Here is a 17,245-nt window from a genome sequence, read left to right as displayed (position 1 = left end):
GTGCCCGAGATCGCGCGAAATCACTGCCCAGCTTCCGCGAAATACGCACCCTTCGGCACGCTTGCGAACGATGGCAAAACGCTGGTTTTGCGTCAGTCGTTTGTGCCGTGGTGCGCGCGGTCGGCCCATGTGAAGTAATCACCCCTATTTCTTGCCAGCATCATACAGGCTGCCCCGTTATGGCATTTCGCCATAATTGATTCAATATTATAATATTGAATCAACTGCCTGTATTCCGTTTGGAGCAGCCATGGGCGGCGACCGCCGGGCAAAGCCCCGGCCGCATGCGCAAGGCATGGCACCACTAGTCGTGGTTCCACGCCTCAGCATCGCCAAGCAATTGCGTCGCTATTGCGCGGGCCGCGCCTTCGGCGCTGGCATAGGTTTGATGGTCGGGCAGCTCGTGTAGATCAAATGGCTGGTGCGGGTCGTCCGGTGTCTCAACTCGGACATAGATCGCCCAGCCATCGATCAGCGCCAGATCGTCACTATACCCCTGCCCGTCATCGGCAGTTTCAGCTTGACTTGCTTTGTGCAATATGCTTTTAGCTAAATGCATATTGCACAGGGGAGTTATCATGACCATCAACACAACATTGGCTTCAATAAGCGAGGCACTCGAGAAATCGCCTCGCAACGGGTACGTGGCCGAGCTGCACCTTCAAGTAATAAAGCACCACGATGTTCTTCAGAGCGTGACTGGAAAAGAGTTCTGCGAAGGACTGGGGATTGGAACTTCCTTTGGCACAGAATTTGCCAAGATGAAAAAGATTGCTCCTCGCCTAATTCAAGCGGGGTTGGACGTGGACAAGCTCTGATCCAGTGAACACGGTTGCCCGCGTCCACTGCTGCTTTGATCTCTTCCAAGGTCATCGCAACGCCTCTTCAAGGATTGCGAGTGCCCCGAGACAATCGTCGATATAGGGCTGCTCTTCGCCGTCCAGATCGTTCAGCTCCAGCCGGTTCAACACCGCGTAAAGCGTGGCGCGGGCCTCACGGGCGGCGCTTCGCAAGCTGACGGTATCTTCCAGACGCGCTGTCGCAAAATCATCACTGTGATAGTCAGGGATCATCGGATTTCTCCCGCCTTGTGCTTCCAACGCGGAGCGATGTCTTGGAACGGCACCGTGAAGGGCGGCAGCGCGTCAAAGCCGTTCGAGCTTTTGACCACCTTCACCTTGGCGCAATCATCCTCGACGCTGAGGATCTCGACGCAGAACACGCCGCCCAAACCCGACGGAACAACGATTTCCTTCAGCTCGTGCCGATGCTTCCCGCAATAGACGCAGGTGCTATAGAGCCCGTCGATGATGTGACCGCCGGTCGCGCGATCACAGTCGCAGGTCCAGAATTTCGGGGGCTGATATTTGTGAGCCATTTGTGGCCTCCTCTTGAGTGCTGCGGTTGGGGCTTGGCTCCCCTTCCGCCGATGGGCTGCACACCGGCCAATCTGATCTGACCGAATACGCATGTATTCGGCGGAACAGAGTGGGTGGGGGCACAGCCCGACCCACGGCCCTGGAGCGGCCAGTCATTGGGTCAGAGCCAGCAACTGGTGCGGCCCGCAGCGCGCCCCGCGCGAGGACACGGGTTGCAGGCTTTGACGACGCGCCCGCGCGGCGCTTGTCCATTGACAGGACGCGACAGGGATGTTGGGCGGACCAATCAAACTGAAAGAAGCCTGAAGGAGGTGAGCGGGCTGAAAGCCGTCGATCCTCCGCACAGTCATTTTCTCAGGGCGGCCCGTGCGCAGCAGCACGGGCCACAATTTCTCATTTCATCCCCCGAGGCCTGCGCTCCGCCACGTGAGGCGGGGCGCAGGTGCTCAAAGCTCAACACCGGCTTTCAAGTTGCCGTCCGGATCCAGCCATTTGCGCGCCTCTGCGCAATCCAAGCAAATACAGGAGCAACTGCCTTTCACGATGACCGGCGCGAGAAAGATCACCGGATTTGACGCGCCGCATTTGCGGCACGTCATCGGGGGTAGAATTGCGGGGCCGTTCATGCTGCGGCCGCTTTCGATTGACCTGCGGCTGCTAGGACAAAATCGGCTGCTTTCTGCGCCTCGGACGCCGCACGAAAGATCGCCCGCTTGTCCTCTTTGAGCGCTTTCAACCACCCTTCAACATAGGCGGCGCTTTGGTCGAATTCCGGCGTGACCCCAATCTGAGCACCAAGGAAACAAGCACCGATTTCCGCCACCAACTCTTCAAAGGCATAGGCTTCACGGTTCGCAAATTTCTTAATCCGCTCAAGCCGCTTTTCGCTACCGGTCCAATGGATTGATTCATGGGCAAGGGTCGCAAAATACCCTTTCGCACTATGAAAGGTCGCTACGGGCGGCATATGGATGTGATCTTTGGCCGGGCTATAATAGGCTCGCGGCTCATCGGTGGTCACGATCTCCGCACCCGTGCGAGCAAAAAACGCCTCAAGCTCGGGATCAGCCTCAGTGCCAAGATCGCGCGGGGCCTCGGACCGGATGTAGTAGTCCTCCGGCAAACCTTCGATCTGATCCGCATTGAACACGCGGTATGCGCGCGCATAGGGCAGTTCTTCCTCAATGCCCTGCTCGTTCTCTCGGGTGAACGTCCCGTATTTGACCACGGTCGACGACGTTTCACCTTTGCGGACCTGTCCGCCCAGTTCCTGCGCCTGTTTGTAGGTCATCCAACGGCTCGAAACATAGCCATTCTTGGCGGCCATGACCCAGAGCATCAGGATATTAATCCCGCGATACTCCTCGCCATTGTGTCGGGTCGGCAGGGCAATGCCGGACGCGCTCCCTGTCCACGGCTTGCGCCATGGCGGCGTGCCCGCCTCGATCTCTGCAATAATGGTGTCGGTGACATGGGCATAAACATCAAACTTCGGTGCCATTTGTGGCCTCCTCGATCAAAGTGACGCGGGTGAGGCTTCGTGCCCCCTTCCGCCGATGGGCTGCGCCTCGGCCACCTGATCTGACCGAATACGCATGTATTCGGCGGAACAGAGTGGGAGAGGGCAAAGCCCGACCCACGGCCCTGAACGGGGCTGTCAATCGGCCACATTTGCGAAGAAAATGTCTGCGCCAAAATCAGACGCCAATTTGTCCCGCGAGGAATGGCTCGCCTGCGAGACAGGGGAAATTGGCGGATGATTTTGGGGATGGACAAAGGTTGACCGCCACGGTCAGGGATGTTGGGCGGACCAAACAAAATCGATGATGTCTGGATCGGGGTGAGCGGGCCAACGGCCCGTTGAGCCTCGGTGCAGTCTATTGGGAGATGTTGCCCGCGCGCTTAAGCGCGGGTTCTTCTGAAACCATGCGACACTTCCCAGGCCGCGCGCGATACAAGGCCAAAGCAATCCCTCAACCCGCTGACAGACTTACAAGATATCGCAGACAGTCCGCTGAGTATATGGTTCTTAAATGTAGACCCATCCCCTGGGTTGAACTAGACTTAAGCTATGACAAGCGAATCGAATAGTCTTTCACGATGGCAGCAGGATCGCCGTGCATTCATTGAGCACAGGGTCTTTTGGCGTGGACGTGTCGGCCTTGCGGATCTGATGGATGTTATGGGCCTCAGTCGGGCTCAAGCTTCGAAAGACCTCAATAGCTACATCAATGATCATCCCGAACACATCATCTACGATAAAACGGCCAAGACCTACGTTCTGGGCCCGAAGTTTGAAGAACACTACACTGCGCTTGATCCGTCAGAGTATCTTGATGATCTCCTGTCGATCTCACGGGGCGGTTCAGTCCCCGCTGCAGACTGGATTGTCTACCAACCGGACATTCTGGCAACCACTGTGCCTGGGCGCGGACTAAGCGCACTAACACTTCGCAACGTCTTATTGGCCTGTGAACAGCGCAAAGAACTGCAGATAAGCTATCAGTCCATGTCCTCCCCCGATCCAGAAAATCGCGTTATCATTCCTCATGCCCTCGCACATGACGGATTTCGTTGGCATGCGAGAGCGCTATGCTCAAAAGACCAGGTCTTCAAAGACTTTGTTCTCGGACGCATACTGAAAAGCGCATTGGGGGAACAATCAGATGTCGACGCCGGTACAGATGAAGACTGGCACCAAACAATAACGCTCAAAATCGCACCGCACCCTGGACTGTCTGAAAACCAACGCAGGATTGTCGAGCTCGACTATGCAATGAATGACGGGGCGGCAGAACTTTCAGTGCGAAAGTGCCTGTTGTTCTACAATCTAAAGCGGCTTGGCCTTGACGTTGATCCTAGTATCCGCGCCCCACAGGATCAGCACATAGTTTTGATCAATGACGGAGAAGTCCGCGCTGCTCTCGAAAGGGGGCGGCGATGAGTGCTTTCGCGAGACAAGACTACAAGATGTCATTCAGCACCGGCGGGCTCTTCCTGAACGAAAGCCTGGAAGTCGCGCGCTTGCATGAAGACGGTGAAGCTTGGGAAGACACAATTCTCAGAGCCATGGAGGAAGGCACAACCAGCCTACCGAAATCAGCATCGAACCGTCGATCGTTGCGCGAAATTTCTAACCGCCTGCTTACTCTTACAGATGAGGAACGCGCTTACCTTGTGGAAGAGGCGGACCGCTCCGAACAGCAGGCGATGTTGTGGATTGCCACATGCCGCGCATATCGGTTCGTTCGTGAATTTGCGGTGGAAGTGGTGAGAGAGCGATATCTATCTTACCAACTCGATTTACCGCTCGAAAGCTTTGACATTCTATTTGAGGCAAAAGCTGAATGGGATGAAGGACTGGCCGGATTAAGTCGGTCGACCCGCCTGAAACTTCGTCAAATCATGTTTCGCATGATGCGTGAAGCCGGGATCATTTCAGAAGATGATCGCATTCAAACCGCGATTATTTCCACACGTTTGAAACACATGATTGAAGACCACAACCCCGGCGAGCTGGCCATTTTCCCCAGCGTTCCGGTTGAGGGAGCTTAATTTGAAACGAGAACTAAACCGGAAAGAGCGGGCCGAGCACCTCTACCGCGTGATCACTAGTGAACGCTTCCTGACCAAACAAGGCCTAGGGAATGAAGTGCCATTTTTCATCTATCCCTTTCCCGCCGAGGAAGGGCTCACCATGGTTGAGGATCGTGAAGATCTTGTGACCCGAATTCAGCACTCCGGCACTCGAGTGTTGGACCTGAACCTCTACGATCTCGCGCTCGAAATACTTTCAGAGCGCGGGATCTTAGAGCAGGTTCTTGAAATTGAGGCCGACAGTAGCAAGGGTGAGATCAAGGAACTTCTACAGGGCGTCTTGGACCCACAGGCTCACCTGATCCCGCATATTGGCCAGGCGATCCGAGCGACCCCACATGACGTCATTTTCTTGTCAGGCGTCGGTGAAGTTTATCCTTACATCCGATCTCACAACGTGCTGAACAACCTACAAAGCACGGCGAAAGAAGCACCAACCGTTCTCTTCTTCCCAGGAAGCTACACCCATGCTTTGGCGACTGGCGCGTCATTGGATCTCTTTGGCCAGCTTCATGACGACAAGTATTACCGCGCCTTCAACATTCTGAATTACGAGGTCTAAGCCCATGGCCCAGCTGCTAAAAGACATTTTTGAGAAACCCGTTGATCGCGCCATTGACGGCGTCATTAAGGCCGATGACGAGGCAAGCCTTCGCGTCGAACTCGACGAGTACGTCATCACAGGGGAGATCGGCCAACGGCTGGAACAGTTCCTCGACGCCTACAACAATTATGACACTTCAAATGGCGTCTGGATCTCTGGCTTCTTTGGCTCTGGTAAGTCGCACTTGCTGAAGATGCTGGCTCTACTGCTTGAAAATCGTGAAGTCGACGGCAAAACCGCTCACGAGATCTTCGCTGAGAAGCTCAAAGGCGAGCCAATGCTGGCAGGCGCACTCAACAAGGCCGTTTCCATCCCGTCGAAATCGATCTTGTTCAATATCGACCAGAAGGCAGATGTGATCTCGAAAACGGATGTAGATGCGCTTCTATCTGTCTTCCAAAAGGTCTTTGACGAAGCCTGCGGGTTCTATGGCAAACAGCCTCATATCGCGCAATTCGAACGCGATTTGCAGGGGCGTAGGCAATTCGAGGCATTCAAAGAAGCTTTTCGAAGCGCTGCCGGGAAAGACTGGGAGCGCGGTCGAGAACAGGCGCTACTCGAAGCCAAGAACATTGCGACAGCGTTTGCAGAAGCAACCGGTGGTGATCCTTCAGATGCAAAAGACATCCTAAGCCAATACCGGAAGGACACACGTGTCTCGATTGAGGACTTCGCTGGAACAGTCAAAGCTTGGATCGATGACCAGCCCAAGGGCTTCCGGCTAAACTTCTTCGTTGACGAAGTCGGCCAGTATATTGCGGACAATGTTAAGCTCATGACCAACCTGCAAACCATCGCAGAGAGCCTTAACACCAAATGCAAAGGGCAGGCTTGGATCATAGTAACTGCGCAGCAAGATATGGCGTCGGTTATCGGCGACATGACGCAACAGCAAGAGAATGACTTCTCCAAAATCCAGGCCCGCTTCAGCAACCGCATGCCGCTGAACTCGGCCGACGTCGCCGAAGTGATCCAGCGCCGCCTCCTCGCCAAAACGTCGGAAGGGCAAGTAACGCTTGGCAACCTTCATGACCGCGAAGAAAACAACCTCAAGACCCTGTTCGATTTTGCTGACGGCTCGATGAAGCTCAAAAACTACCGGGATCGCGAGCATTTCATCTCAAGCTATCCTTTCCCTCCCTATCAGTATGACCTCTTCCAAATGGCGATCACGTCTTTGTCGGAGCACAACGCATTTGAAGGCAAACACAGTTCGGTCGGTGAGCGTTCGATGTTGGGCGTTTTCCAAGAGGTCTCTAAGAAGCTGAAAGACAAAGAAGTCGGAGGGCTGGCCACTTTCGATCTCATGTTCGAAGGAATCCGCACCGCACTGAAATCTTCGGTTCAACAGAGTATCCAGATTGCCGAAAAAAACCTGGACGATCCTTTTGCCGTTCGGGTTTTGAAATCCTTGTTCCTCGTCAAATACGTCAAAGGCTTCAAACCGTCGGTTCGAAACATCGGAATTCTGCTGCTGTCAGAGTTTGAGGCGGACCAAACGAGCCAACGCCGAAAGATCGAGGAAGCATTGAGCCGTCTGGAAAGGGAAACCTATATCCAGCGGAACGGTGAGGTCTATGAGTTCCTCACCAATGAGGAAAAGGATGTCGAAGCGGAAATCAAAGCCCTCGAAATAGACCCTTCTGAGCTCTCAAACGAACTCGAAACCCTCGCATTCGATACCATTCTGCGTCATCGCAAGATCAAGCATCTCGCAACGAACAGCGAATATTCCTTTACCCGGAAGCTTGATGATCACGCAGTTGGTCGCGAGTACGAACTGGCAATCAATCTCGTTTCGCCCCTCAGCGACGAGGTTGAAAGCCCCGATGGCATTCGAATGAAAACTATGTCTCGGGAAGAGCTCGCGGTTGCCATGAAACCAGATGCCAACTTCGTCCGCGACCTGATCCTGTTTAAGCAAACGGACAAGTTCATCCGTCAGTCCCGGAGCGGTTCTCCGCAGCCGGGCCGCGACCGTATCGTCGCAGAAAAAGGCGAACAAAACGGCCGCCGCGCAAAAGACCTTGAAATGCGGCTTCGCAAGTTGATGGGAAGCGCCCGACTTTTCGTCAGGGGTGACGAATTGGAGATCGGTGGAGAGGATGCTCAAGAGCGCATCAGCAAGGCGTTCCAGTCCCTGGTAGACAAAGTCTACACCAATCTCCCGATGCTGCGCGGCGTCAGCTATACCGAGGCCGACATCAACAAAGCGGTACAGTCGGAAAGCGGGCTATTCGGTTCTGACGGTACGGGTATCAACGAAGCCGAACAGGACGTCCTCAGCTTCATCAACGCGCAGGCACGCAACGGGGTGAAGGTCTCCGTCAAATATCTGGCTGATCGGTTCACATCCAAACCCTACGGGTGGCCAGTTACCGCAGTCCTTTGCCTTGCGGGCAGCTTGGTTGCCAAAGGCAAAATCGAAGCGCGCGTCGACAGCGACATCAAGGAGGGGTTGGAACTTGCCAAGGCGTTGAACAACAGTCACGCGCTTCCGAACATACTATTGACCCCTCAGACAGAATTCTCCGCTGCAGAAATTCGTCGAGCGAAGGAACTTTATCAGGAGCTCTTTGCGCACCCCTCATCGGGAACAGACGCGCGTGGTTTGGGTGCGGAATGGGCTACAAGCATTGATACGCTCGAAGCCGAGGTAGACGGTCTTATTCGCCTGTCACACCGCTACCCTTTCCTGACCGCGCTCGAGCCGTTCCATGAACTGCTGCGGGGCATGAAGGGCAAGCCAGCGAACTGGTATATTTCCGACGCGCCCAAGCGCGAGGATGACCTTCTGAACGCGAAGGAAGATATCCTGGACAAGGTGAAGTCCTTCATGGGGGGGGCGCAAAAGGGTATCTACGACGATGCCCGCGATATGCTCGCCAGCCAATCTGCCAACATCGACTATGTCGATCCTGATGCCGGGGCTAAGCTGCGCGCTGCATTAGAGGATCCAGGCTGCTTCAAAGGCTCAATGATCCAGAACCTCAAATCCGACCTGTTTGATCTTAAAAACAAGGTCGAACTCAAGGTGCTTGAGGAGCGCAAAGCCGTCATCGCAGAGGTCGAGGACGTCTCTGCTAAAATCTCGCAAATGCCGGACTTCCAGGCGCTCGATCCGGACAAACAGGCGCGCATCACCGCCCGCATCGAGTCCCACAAATCAGGTCTCGATACGGAAGCACTGATCCCCGTGCTACGTGATCGTGCCAATAGCGCGCGCACAAACCTGCTGGCTGACGCGGTCAATGAACTCGACCGGCTTGCGCGTCCGGCGCCCGAAGATGACCCTTTACCTGATGCCCCTCCTAAACCGCAGACACCCACAACGGTCCTCGCCTCGCAGCTGAAGGTCACAGCCCCCAAAACGCTGCTGACCGATGAAGCCGACGTCGACCAATACCTCAACGAGATGAAAAAGACCCTGCTGGCCGAAATCCGCGCGGGTAAGAAAGTAATTGTGTAATGGATACCAACGCGCTCAAGAAGTTTGCCCAGGCCGCCCGCAACCTGCTGATCGATCAGATCGCTTCCAAGCTCGACGTCGTGCTGGCCGAGGGTAGCGCCGCGCGGCGGGAAGCCCCGAAGGCCGTCAAAGACCTCGAAAACGCCATCGCCAAAGCCGACAAACAGCAGGTCATCGAACAGGTCGCTTACACGTGGTTCAACCGCTTCACCGCCCTGCGCTTCATGGATGCCAACGGCTACACGCAGGTCCGCACCGTCTCCCCCGCCGACGGAGCCACGCGGCCCGAGCTGCTGTCAGAGGCGATGGCGGGCAACCTACCGGACGGTGCGCCTGCCACCATCCAATCCCTCCTCGACGGGCGCACGCCGTCCCATGACCCGCAGGCCGAGGCGTATCGCCTCTTGCTCGTCCACACCTGCAACCAGTGGCACGGCCCCATGCCGTTCCTGTTCGAGCAAATCGACGACTACACCGAACTCCTGATGCCCGAGGATCTGCTGTCGCGGACCTCCATCCTCGCTGAACTGCGCGAGGTGATGACCGAGGACGCCTGTCAGGACGTCGAGATCATCGGCTGGCTCTACCAGTTCTACATCTCGGAGAAGAAGGACCAGGTCTTCGCGGGGCTGAAGAAGAACCAGAAGATCACCGCCGAGAACATCCCCGCCGCGACGCAGCTCTTCACCCCGCACTGGATCGTCCGCTATCTGGTGGAGAACTCGCTGGGGCGGCTCTGGCTGCTGAACAATCCAGCAAGCGGGCTGGCGGCGAAGATGGACTATTACATCGCGCCGGAAGAGCCTGAGACGGATTTCCTGAAAATCACCAAGCCGGAAGAGATCCGCATCTGCGATCCGGCGGCAGGCTCGGGGCACATGCTGACCTATGCCTTTGACCTGCTCTACGCCATCTACGAGGAAGAGGGATATGACGCGACAGAGATCCCCGCGCTGATCCTGACGCACAACCTGACCGGGGTGGAGATTGACGACCGCGCGGGCGCGCTGGCCGCCTTTGCGCTGGCGATGAAGGCAGCGGCGCGGCTGGGGCGGCGGCGGTTTTTGCGGATAGAGGCGAAACCCGACATCTGCGTGTTGCAGAACGTGGTCTTTACCGAGGCCGAGATGCAAGACGTGGCCGCAGTGGTGGGCGAGGATCTGTTCACCGATGAGTTGCGCGAGACGCTGGGACAGTTCGAGCAGGCCAAGAACTACGGCTCACTGATCGTGCCGAAGCTGCGCGACCCGGCCGAGACGCTGCGGGTCGTCGAGGCGCGGGACTTCGGCGGCGACCTGCTGCTGAAAGAGGTGCAGGCGCGCGTCGTCGCCGTGCTGCGCATGGCCGAGGCGTTGTCGCCGAAGTATCACGTGGTGGTGGCCAACCCGCCGTATATGGGCGGGAAAGGGATGAACGGAAAGCTGGTTAACTGGGCCAAGGAACACTATCCCAACCACTATTCCGATCTAATGACATGCTTCATGCACCGAGCGTCGCTTCTCTGCGTGGAAAGCGGCAAATGGGGGATGATCAACCTTCCGTCTTGGATGTTCCTAAGTTCATTCGAAGGTACTCGACACCAACTGGTCGACAATCAAACAATTGAATCTCTTTTGCAGCTTGGGCGCGGTATTTTTGGCTCTGACTTTGGTAGCGTTGCATTTGTGGTGTCGCGAAAGCCGCATTTGCCAGGGCACAAAGGCATCTACCGGCGTCTCTTCGAAAGACATGTCGACGTTCGTAAGCCTGAAACAATCCGCGATCTCTTCTTGGACGAGAATGTCGGTAGATTTCCGCTATCACAGGAGGAGTTTCTCAAGATACCCGGCCTTATTCTCGCCTATTGGATTAGCGACAAGGAACGCGACCTTTACTCAAGCGGCGAGCTCCTAAAGGACATTGCTGCACCAAGGAAGGGAATCGACACGGGGGAAAATGAACGCTTCTTGAGGTTTTGGCACGAGATCTCCCAAGAGCGGGCAGACCTATCAGGAGAACACGAACGAAACTTCAGATGGGTCCCCTATAATAAGGGTGGAGAATTTCGTCGCTGGTATGGCAACAGGGAGATAGTTCTCAATTGGGAGGGCAATGGTTCTGAGGTCAAAAGCCGCCTTTCATGGAAGAAGAAAAAGCCGACTATAAGAAATAGCAAGCATTTCTTCGAAGAGGGTTTCACATGGACGACCGTTTCGTCGGGTGGATTTTCGGCACGGTATACGCCTAAGGGTGCAATCTTCGACAATGGCGGCTGCACTCTGTTCGCGGAGTCTGATCTTGGAAAGTTCGGGGCTTTCTTGAACTCGACCGTAATGAGCAGGTATCTTGAGTTTCTATCGCCAACTCTCAACTTCCAGCCGGGCGACATCGGCGCGGCGCTTTTTCCCAAGGATGTTTTGCCCAAAGTAAAATCCGCAACGGCTCTGGTTTCCTACGCCAAATCCGACTGGGACGCCTACGAAACTTCCTGGGATTTCACCACGCTCCCGCTGCTCTCGCCCGATCATCGTGGCGCGACGCTGGCGGACAGCTATGCCACCCTCCGCGTCCACTGGCAGTCCATAACGGACGAGATGAAAGCTTTGGAGGAAGAGAACAACCGCATCTTCATCGACGCTTACGGTCTGCAAGACGAGCTGACCCCCGAGGTGCCGATCGAGGAGATCACCCTTACCTGCAACCCCGCCTATCGCTATGGCGTGAAGGGCACGGAAGGTGAGCGCGAAACCCGCCTGCGCGCCGACACCATGGCCGAGTTCCTCAGCTATGCCGTCGGCTGCATGTTCGGCCGCTACAGCCTCGACGCGCCGGGCCTGATCCTCGCCAATCAGGGCGAGCGGCTGGAAGATTACCTCGCCCGCATCCCCAAGCCGAGCTTCATGCCGGACGAAGACAACGTCATCCCCGTGCTCGACGAAAACTGGTTCCCCGACGACATCACCGAACGCTTCCGCCTGTTCCTGCGCGTGAGTTTCGGCGAGGCGCATTTCCGCGAGAACCTGCGTTACATCGAAGACGCGCTCGGCAAGGACATCCGCAAATACTTCACCAAGGATTTCTACGCCGACCACGTGAAACGCTACAAGAAACGCCCGATCTACTGGATGGTCTCCAGCCCCAAAGGCACGTTCAACGCGCTGATCTACATGCACCGCTACCGACCCGACACCGTCTCGGTCATCCTCAACGACTACCTGCGCGAGTTCATCACCAAGCTGGAGGGCGAACGCACGCGGCTGGAAAAGCTGTCCGATGATCCGACGGCGACGCAAGGCCATAAAACCAAGGCGCTGAAGGAAGTGGCATCGGTCGCCAAGCAGATCGACGAGCTGAACGAATGGGAACGCGACGTGATCTTCCCGCTGGCACAGCAAAAGATCGAGATCGATCTGGATGACGGGGTGAAGGCCAACTATCCCAAGTTCGGCTCTGCCCTGAAGAAGATCGCGGGGCTGTCATGACGGACCGGATCAAGGCGGGCCTGGAGCGGCTGTTCATCGATCACCGGATCGTCTTTTGGTACGACGCCGCGCGCGACATGCGGGCCGAATATGACGCCGTGGATCTACCGGATGTGGAAAAGGTGGCGATCGCGAATAACGAGTTCGGCCTGAAGTACCGCATGCTGCGGCAAGAGCCGAAACAGAAGTTTCTGGTGTTCCACGACGGCCCCGCGCCCGAGATGGCCGACAATTGGCTGCTTGACCTCTATTTCGCCTGCGGCGTCTTCAAGGCCGATCAGGCCGCGATCTGGCTAGCTGAACTGCGCCTGCCGCTGCAGTTCGAGGACGTGGTGCGCGACCACATGGAGTTCTACCGCGCCAAGGGTCGCATCGAGGCGCTGAAGCAGATGCTCACGCAATCCGACACCAAGACAGACGTGCTGCGCCGCATGCTGGCCGTCTGCGCCGGGGCCGAGGGAGCCTTGGACACAGTCATCGAGGAGCTCCTGGCAGAGCTGGCAGACGAGCGCGACGGTGCGATACGCCTGATGGAACGGTCCGGTCTGACAGAGTTCTTCTGGAAGCAGGTGGAAAATGCCTATGGCTATGTCAGCGATGCGCCTGACTTTGAGGATTTCGCGATTACGCTGTTCCAATCCTGCTATGCCCGCGCCCTGGGCGAAGATGGCAAGCTGAACGGCGAGGCACTTCTTGTCTTCCGCCGCTGGAAGAACAATCGGCTGGGGGCGCAGGCGTTTGAAACGCTGAGTGGGAAGTACCAGGAAATCCTGCGGATCCCAGAAGACGTGCAAGAGCGCGACATCAAGGCCCTGCGTGCCATCGACCACTTTGAGGAGATCGACCGGCAGATAATCCGGTCTCTGGTGCGTGAGATGGCAAGCCAAACGGTCTCATCTGCCGAGGTGCTGAAGACCGTGCGAGAGAGGCGGCAAAGCCATTGGTACCCGACCTATGAGGATATTTATCAAGCCATCGGCTATGCCACAGAATTCCAGCAGGCGCTGGCTGAAGCGAACCTGACTATGACCTCCCCTGCTGAGGGGGTGAAGCGCTATGTTTCGCACTGGTACAAGATCGACCAGCTCTACCGCAAATTCATCTATCATATGCAAAAAAGCGGTCAGGCCTCGCTTCTTAGCGCGTTGTTCGAGAGCGTAGAGAACCGCTACACGACCAACTTCCTGTCTGCCGTCAATGATGCCTGGCAGGATCAGATCGCTGGACTGAGCGATTGGAAGATATCGGGTTTTGCGCATCAGACCGATTTCTATATGGACCAAGCCGCCGAATTCCGCCGCCGCGATCAGAAGGTGGTGGTGATCATCTCAGACGCATTGCGCTATGAGGTTGCGGAAGAAGCCCTGCGCGAGATCCGTAAACTGAACCGGTTCGACGCCGATCTAAAGCCGATGATTTCTGCTTTGCCCAGCTACACGCAACTCGGCATGGCTGCGCTCTTACCGAACAAGGATCTGGAGCTGTCGGAGGACGGAAACGTATCTTCGTTTGGCTTGCCTACTCAGGGAACCGCAAACCGCGAAAAGGTGCTGGGCATGGGGCGTGCCGGAGACCGTGTCAAAGCCATGAAGGCCGATGATTTCATGAGCTTGAAGGCGGACGACGGCAAAGAGATTTTCCGCGATCATGACATTCTCTACCTCTACCACAACAGGATCGACATCGTTGGCGACAAGCTCGTCACTGAGGAACGCGTGACAGAGGCTGCAGAAGTCGCTGTCGAGGATCTGACCAAACTGGTCCGCAAGCTTACGACGGCCAACTTTTCCAACATCCTTGTGACGGCGGATCATGGCTTCATCTATCAGCACCGGGCATTGGATGAGACTGACTTTTCGGTAGCGGCTCCCGCTGGTGCGGAAATCCTTGTTAAGAATCGTCGATTTATCATCGGGCGAGACCTGGATGCGACATCTGGAATGAAGAAGTTTTCATCCTCAAATCTGGGTCTATCAGGCAACTTGGACGTTCTGTTGCCCAATTCGATCAATCGTATGCGCGTCAAGGGGGCGGGAAGCCGGTTCGTACATGGCGGGGCCACGCTTCAAGAGGTCATTGTTCCCGTACTCCGTGTCGGCAAACGACGCGAAGCCGATGTTGAAAAAGTTGAAGTGCAGATCATCGTCACTGGAAAAAGCTTGATCTCTTCCGGCCAGACGGCGGTCACTCTCTATCAAACACAGCCGGTTTCAGAGAAGCAGCAACAGCGTGATGTTCTGGCTGGGATTTACGCTGCGGACGGCACGCTCATCTCAGATGAGCACCCGCTGACCTTTGACTACACCTCGCAAAATGCGCGCGAACGGGAGCTGCCCATCAAGTTCCTGCTTTCTCGCGATGCTGATCGGTTCAACAACCAGGACGTCTTCCTCAAGCTTCGCGAACGTATCGGCAAAACGAGCCACTTCGAAGATTACACAAGCCACCGTTTCCAACTGCGTCGTGGCATATCGACAGATTTCGACTTTTAAGGACCTATCATGAGCGCACTCGACGAAAAGATTAACGAGCATTTCGCGGGCTACGTGGTCCGCAAAGACCTTGTTAAAGCGGTCAAAGGCAACGCAATCGTTCCAACATATGTCCTCGAATATCTGCTTGGGCAGTACTGCGCGACTGACGACGAAGCATCGATCGAGAGCGGCATCGAAACCGTCAAAGAAATCCTTAGAAAGCACTACGTTCACAGAAGCGAAGCGGGACTGATCCAATCCACGATCAAGGAAAAGGGTCGTTACAAGGTCATCGATCAGATCAGCGTCTCACTGAACGAAAAAACAGACAGTTACGAAGCCACGTTCGACAACCTGGGCATCAAAAAGGTTGCGGTGGATAGCGGAACGGTCAAAGCGCACCCAAAGCTGCTTGTGACCGGCGTATGGTGTATTGCCGATGTCCAATACGAGTTTTCAGAGGACGCAAGAACATCTCCGTGGGTGCTCGAGACCATCAAACCCATCCAGATCGCGAAGGTCGACTACGAAGGGTACAAGGAGGCGCGCGCGCAATTTACCAAAGATGAGTGGATTGATCTCCTGATGCAGTCGATTGGCTTCAATCCTGAAGCCTTCGGACGTCGCAGCAAGCTTTTGCAGTTGATGCGCCTGATCCCCTTCGTGGAACGAAACTACAACATCATCGAACTTGGCCCAAAGGGAACTGGTAAATCGCACATATACTCAGAGTTTTCGCCACACGGGCAGTTGATCTCAGGCGGCGAAGTGACCATCCCGAAGTTGTTTGTAGACAACTCGAATGGGCGGATCGGACTGGTCGGCTACTGGGATGTCGTGGCCTTTGATGAATTTGCGGGACGCGAGAAAACCGCGAACAAAGCCTTGGTCGATATCATGAAAAACTACATGGCAAACAAGACCTTCTCGCGCGGGGTTAACCCCATGGGGGCAGAAGCGAGCTTCGCATTTGTAGGCAACACAGACCATAACGTCCCGTTCATGCTCAAGAACAGCGACTTGTTCGAAGCCCTGCCGCCCCAGTTCCATGACTCTGCATTCATTGACCGTCTCCACGCTTATCTGCCTGGCTGGGAGATCGACGTAATCCGAGGTGAGATGTTCACCACTGGCTACGGGTTCATTGTCGACTACCTCGCCGAGATCCTTCGCCATTTGCGACAAGAAGACTTCTCCAACCGGCCGGACCTGCATTTCAAAGTCAGCGAGAAGATTTCAACCCGTGATCGGGACGCCGTCTACAAAACCATGTCGGGCTTCCTGAAGGTGATTTTCCCTGCCGGAGATGAAACAGCCGATGACGTTGAAGAGCTCTTGCGGCTCGCACTTGAAAGTCGAAAGCGCGTAAAGGACCAACTGTTTCGGATCGATGCGACCTATCCAGATGTCGACTTCTTCTACACTGGCTCTGACGGGGAAAAGCGGCGTGTCCAAACCGTCGAAGAGCAAGAGTTCCCCCAATTCTACTATCTGAAACCTGCCTTAGACCCAAAGCAGCAGGACCAATCCACAGATGCTGTCGATGATGACGTCATCGAAGTCGAACATGAGGCGCGCGACACATCGGAGACCTCGGCGCCCGCCAAGCCGCGCGCCGAAGAGGGTCACCACGTATTCGCCGAAAACCGAAAAGGCATCAGCTACGATAAACTGTTTGGGCCCTATCTGGACGGTGCATCGCGGATCGTAGTGACAGACCCTTACATTCGCTATTTTTATCAGATCAAGAACATGATGGAATTCGTCGAGATGGTCATCCAGCGTAAGGCGTTGGAAGATCAAGTGGCCATCCATCTTGTCACCGGGCCTGATGACGGAAACGTCCAAAAGCAACGCGAATTGCTCGAGAGCATTACCGAGGCATGCATCGGTTCAGGTGTTGATTTCACTTGGGCATTTGATGGCTCCGGAACTGCTCATTCCAGAGATATCGTCACTGACACCGGCTGGAAAATCGTTCTCGATCGCGGTCTGGATATTTTCCAAGCGCCCATGCGGCGTGACGGGTTCAGCCTAGGCGACCGCCTGCAGCAGCACCGCATGCTTAAAAATTTTTATGTAACGTATGTTAGGGAAAAGTAGTTTCCAAACGAAGTATTCACAAGATTATACTTGTGTTGAATTTCTCTGACGTGATGTGTCTAAAATCAAATGTTTCGCTTTATTCATACCGCCGATCTCCACCTGTCTTGGCCCCCTAAAACTGTGCCACTATTTGTTGACTAAGGGAGTGACAGAGA

At 55.5% G+C, this 17,245-nt stretch carries 12 protein-coding genes; 8 read left to right on the top strand and 4 right to left on the bottom strand.

The features are described from left to right. Positions 1-304: 304 nt before the first annotated feature. The gene (locus AC4GMC_RS12005) at positions 305-538 is read right to left on the bottom strand and encodes a hypothetical protein (RefSeq protein ID WP_487876681.1); all 234 of its coding nucleotides are present in this window, start codon (positions 536-538) and stop codon (positions 305-307) included. A 40-nt stretch (positions 539-578) separates the two neighbouring features. Between AC4GMC_RS12005 and AC4GMC_RS12000 the strand changes: the two genes are divergently transcribed. Further along, positions 579-818 carry an HTH-like domain-containing protein gene (locus tag AC4GMC_RS12000; RefSeq protein ID WP_487876680.1) on the top strand — a complete coding sequence of 80 codons (240 nt, stop codon included), beginning with the start codon at positions 579-581 and terminating at the stop codon, positions 816-818. Positions 819-869: 51 nt separating this feature from the next. On the opposite strand, the gene AC4GMC_RS11995 is transcribed toward AC4GMC_RS12000, so the two are convergent. The 3 genes from AC4GMC_RS11995 to AC4GMC_RS11985 all read right to left on the bottom strand — a co-directional run bounded on the left by AC4GMC_RS11995 (position 870) and on the right by AC4GMC_RS11985 (position 2,880). After that, positions 870-1,073, bottom strand: a complete 204-nt coding sequence (locus tag AC4GMC_RS11995) for a hypothetical protein (protein ID WP_025060004.1) — start codon at positions 1,071-1,073, stop codon at positions 870-872. Beyond that, on the bottom strand, positions 1,070-1,378 hold the full coding sequence (locus AC4GMC_RS11990) for a hypothetical protein (RefSeq protein WP_487876679.1): 309 nt from the start codon (positions 1,376-1,378) through the stop codon (positions 1,070-1,072). The genes AC4GMC_RS11995 and AC4GMC_RS11990 overlap by 4 nt, the downstream gene beginning before the upstream one ends. A 623-nt stretch (positions 1,379-2,001) precedes the next feature. Beyond that, the gene (locus tag AC4GMC_RS11985; RefSeq protein ID WP_168577145.1) at positions 2,002-2,880 is read right to left on the bottom strand and encodes a zincin-like metallopeptidase domain-containing protein; all 879 of its coding nucleotides are present in this window, start codon (positions 2,878-2,880) and stop codon (positions 2,002-2,004) included. 570 nt (positions 2,881-3,450) lie between these two features. Between AC4GMC_RS11985 and AC4GMC_RS11980 the strand changes: the two genes are divergently transcribed. From AC4GMC_RS11980 to brxL, 7 genes are read left to right on the top strand one after another with little or no spacing between them, the layout of a single operon-like run. Continuing rightward, complete coding sequence (locus tag AC4GMC_RS11980) at positions 3,451-4,323, top strand: BrxR family transcriptional regulator (protein ID WP_168577144.1); 873 nt, start codon at positions 3,451-3,453, stop codon at positions 4,321-4,323. After that, positions 4,320-4,934: a DUF1819 family protein gene (locus AC4GMC_RS11975; protein WP_027259559.1), complete on the top strand. Its 615-nt coding sequence runs from the start codon at positions 4,320-4,322 to the stop codon at positions 4,932-4,934. Before AC4GMC_RS11980 ends, AC4GMC_RS11975 begins: the two co-directional genes overlap by 4 nt. A 1-nt stretch (position 4,935) precedes the next feature. After that, positions 4,936-5,538, top strand: coding sequence for a DUF1788 domain-containing protein (locus AC4GMC_RS11970; RefSeq protein WP_168577143.1), 603 nt, complete (start codon positions 4,936-4,938; stop codon positions 5,536-5,538). Between the two features lie 4 nt (positions 5,539-5,542). Beyond that, entirely contained in the window at positions 5,543-9,049 is a 3,507-nt protein-coding gene (gene brxC / locus AC4GMC_RS11965; protein WP_487876678.1) for a BREX system P-loop protein BrxC, read from the top strand. Continuing rightward, positions 9,049-12,510 (top strand): BREX-1 system adenine-specific DNA-methyltransferase PglX, encoded by a 3,462-nt coding sequence (pglX, locus tag AC4GMC_RS11960; RefSeq protein ID WP_487876677.1) that lies wholly within the window; start codon positions 9,049-9,051, stop codon positions 12,508-12,510. The genes brxC and pglX overlap by 1 nt, the downstream gene beginning before the upstream one ends. Then, positions 12,507-15,002, top strand: a complete 2,496-nt coding sequence (gene pglZ / locus AC4GMC_RS11955; protein WP_487876676.1) for a BREX-1 system phosphatase PglZ type A — start codon at positions 12,507-12,509, stop codon at positions 15,000-15,002. Before pglX ends, pglZ begins: the two co-directional genes overlap by 4 nt. A 9-nt stretch (positions 15,003-15,011) precedes the next feature. Then, entirely contained in the window at positions 15,012-17,087 is a 2,076-nt protein-coding gene (gene brxL / locus AC4GMC_RS11950; RefSeq protein ID WP_487876675.1) for a BREX system Lon protease-like protein BrxL, read from the top strand. Positions 17,088-17,245: the final 158 nt, after the last annotated feature.

The sequence above is a fragment of the Thalassobacter sp. genome, assembly GCF_982993085.1.
The sequence above is the reverse complement of the archived record's forward strand: the minus strand, read 5'-3'. Positions and strand labels throughout refer to the sequence as shown.

What these genes read in the sequence shown, in the direction of transcription:
- AC4GMC_RS12000 (WP_487876680.1), top strand. Translation starts at nt 579, where the DNA reads ATGACCATCAACACAACATTGGCTTCAATAAGCGAGGCACTCGAGAAA.
- AC4GMC_RS11995 (WP_025060004.1), bottom strand. Translation starts at nt 1,073, where the DNA reads ATGATCCCTGACTATCACAGTGATGATTTTGCGACAGCGCGTCTGGAA.
- AC4GMC_RS11990 (WP_487876679.1), bottom strand. Translation starts at nt 1,378, where the DNA reads ATGGCTCACAAATATCAGCCCCCGAAATTCTGGACCTGCGACTGTGAT.
- AC4GMC_RS11985 (WP_168577145.1), bottom strand. Translation starts at nt 2,880, where the DNA reads ATGGCACCGAAGTTTGATGTTTATGCCCATGTCACCGACACCATTATT.
- AC4GMC_RS11980 (WP_168577144.1), top strand. Translation starts at nt 3,451, where the DNA reads ATGACAAGCGAATCGAATAGTCTTTCACGATGGCAGCAGGATCGCCGT.
- AC4GMC_RS11975 (WP_027259559.1), top strand. Translation starts at nt 4,320, where the DNA reads ATGAGTGCTTTCGCGAGACAAGACTACAAGATGTCATTCAGCACCGGC.
- brxC (WP_487876678.1), top strand. Translation starts at nt 5,543, where the DNA reads ATGGCCCAGCTGCTAAAAGACATTTTTGAGAAACCCGTTGATCGCGCC.
- pglX (WP_487876677.1), top strand. Translation starts at nt 9,049, where the DNA reads ATGGATACCAACGCGCTCAAGAAGTTTGCCCAGGCCGCCCGCAACCTG.
- pglZ (WP_487876676.1), top strand. Translation starts at nt 12,507, where the DNA reads ATGACGGACCGGATCAAGGCGGGCCTGGAGCGGCTGTTCATCGATCAC.
- brxL (WP_487876675.1), top strand. Translation starts at nt 15,012, where the DNA reads ATGAGCGCACTCGACGAAAAGATTAACGAGCATTTCGCGGGCTACGTG.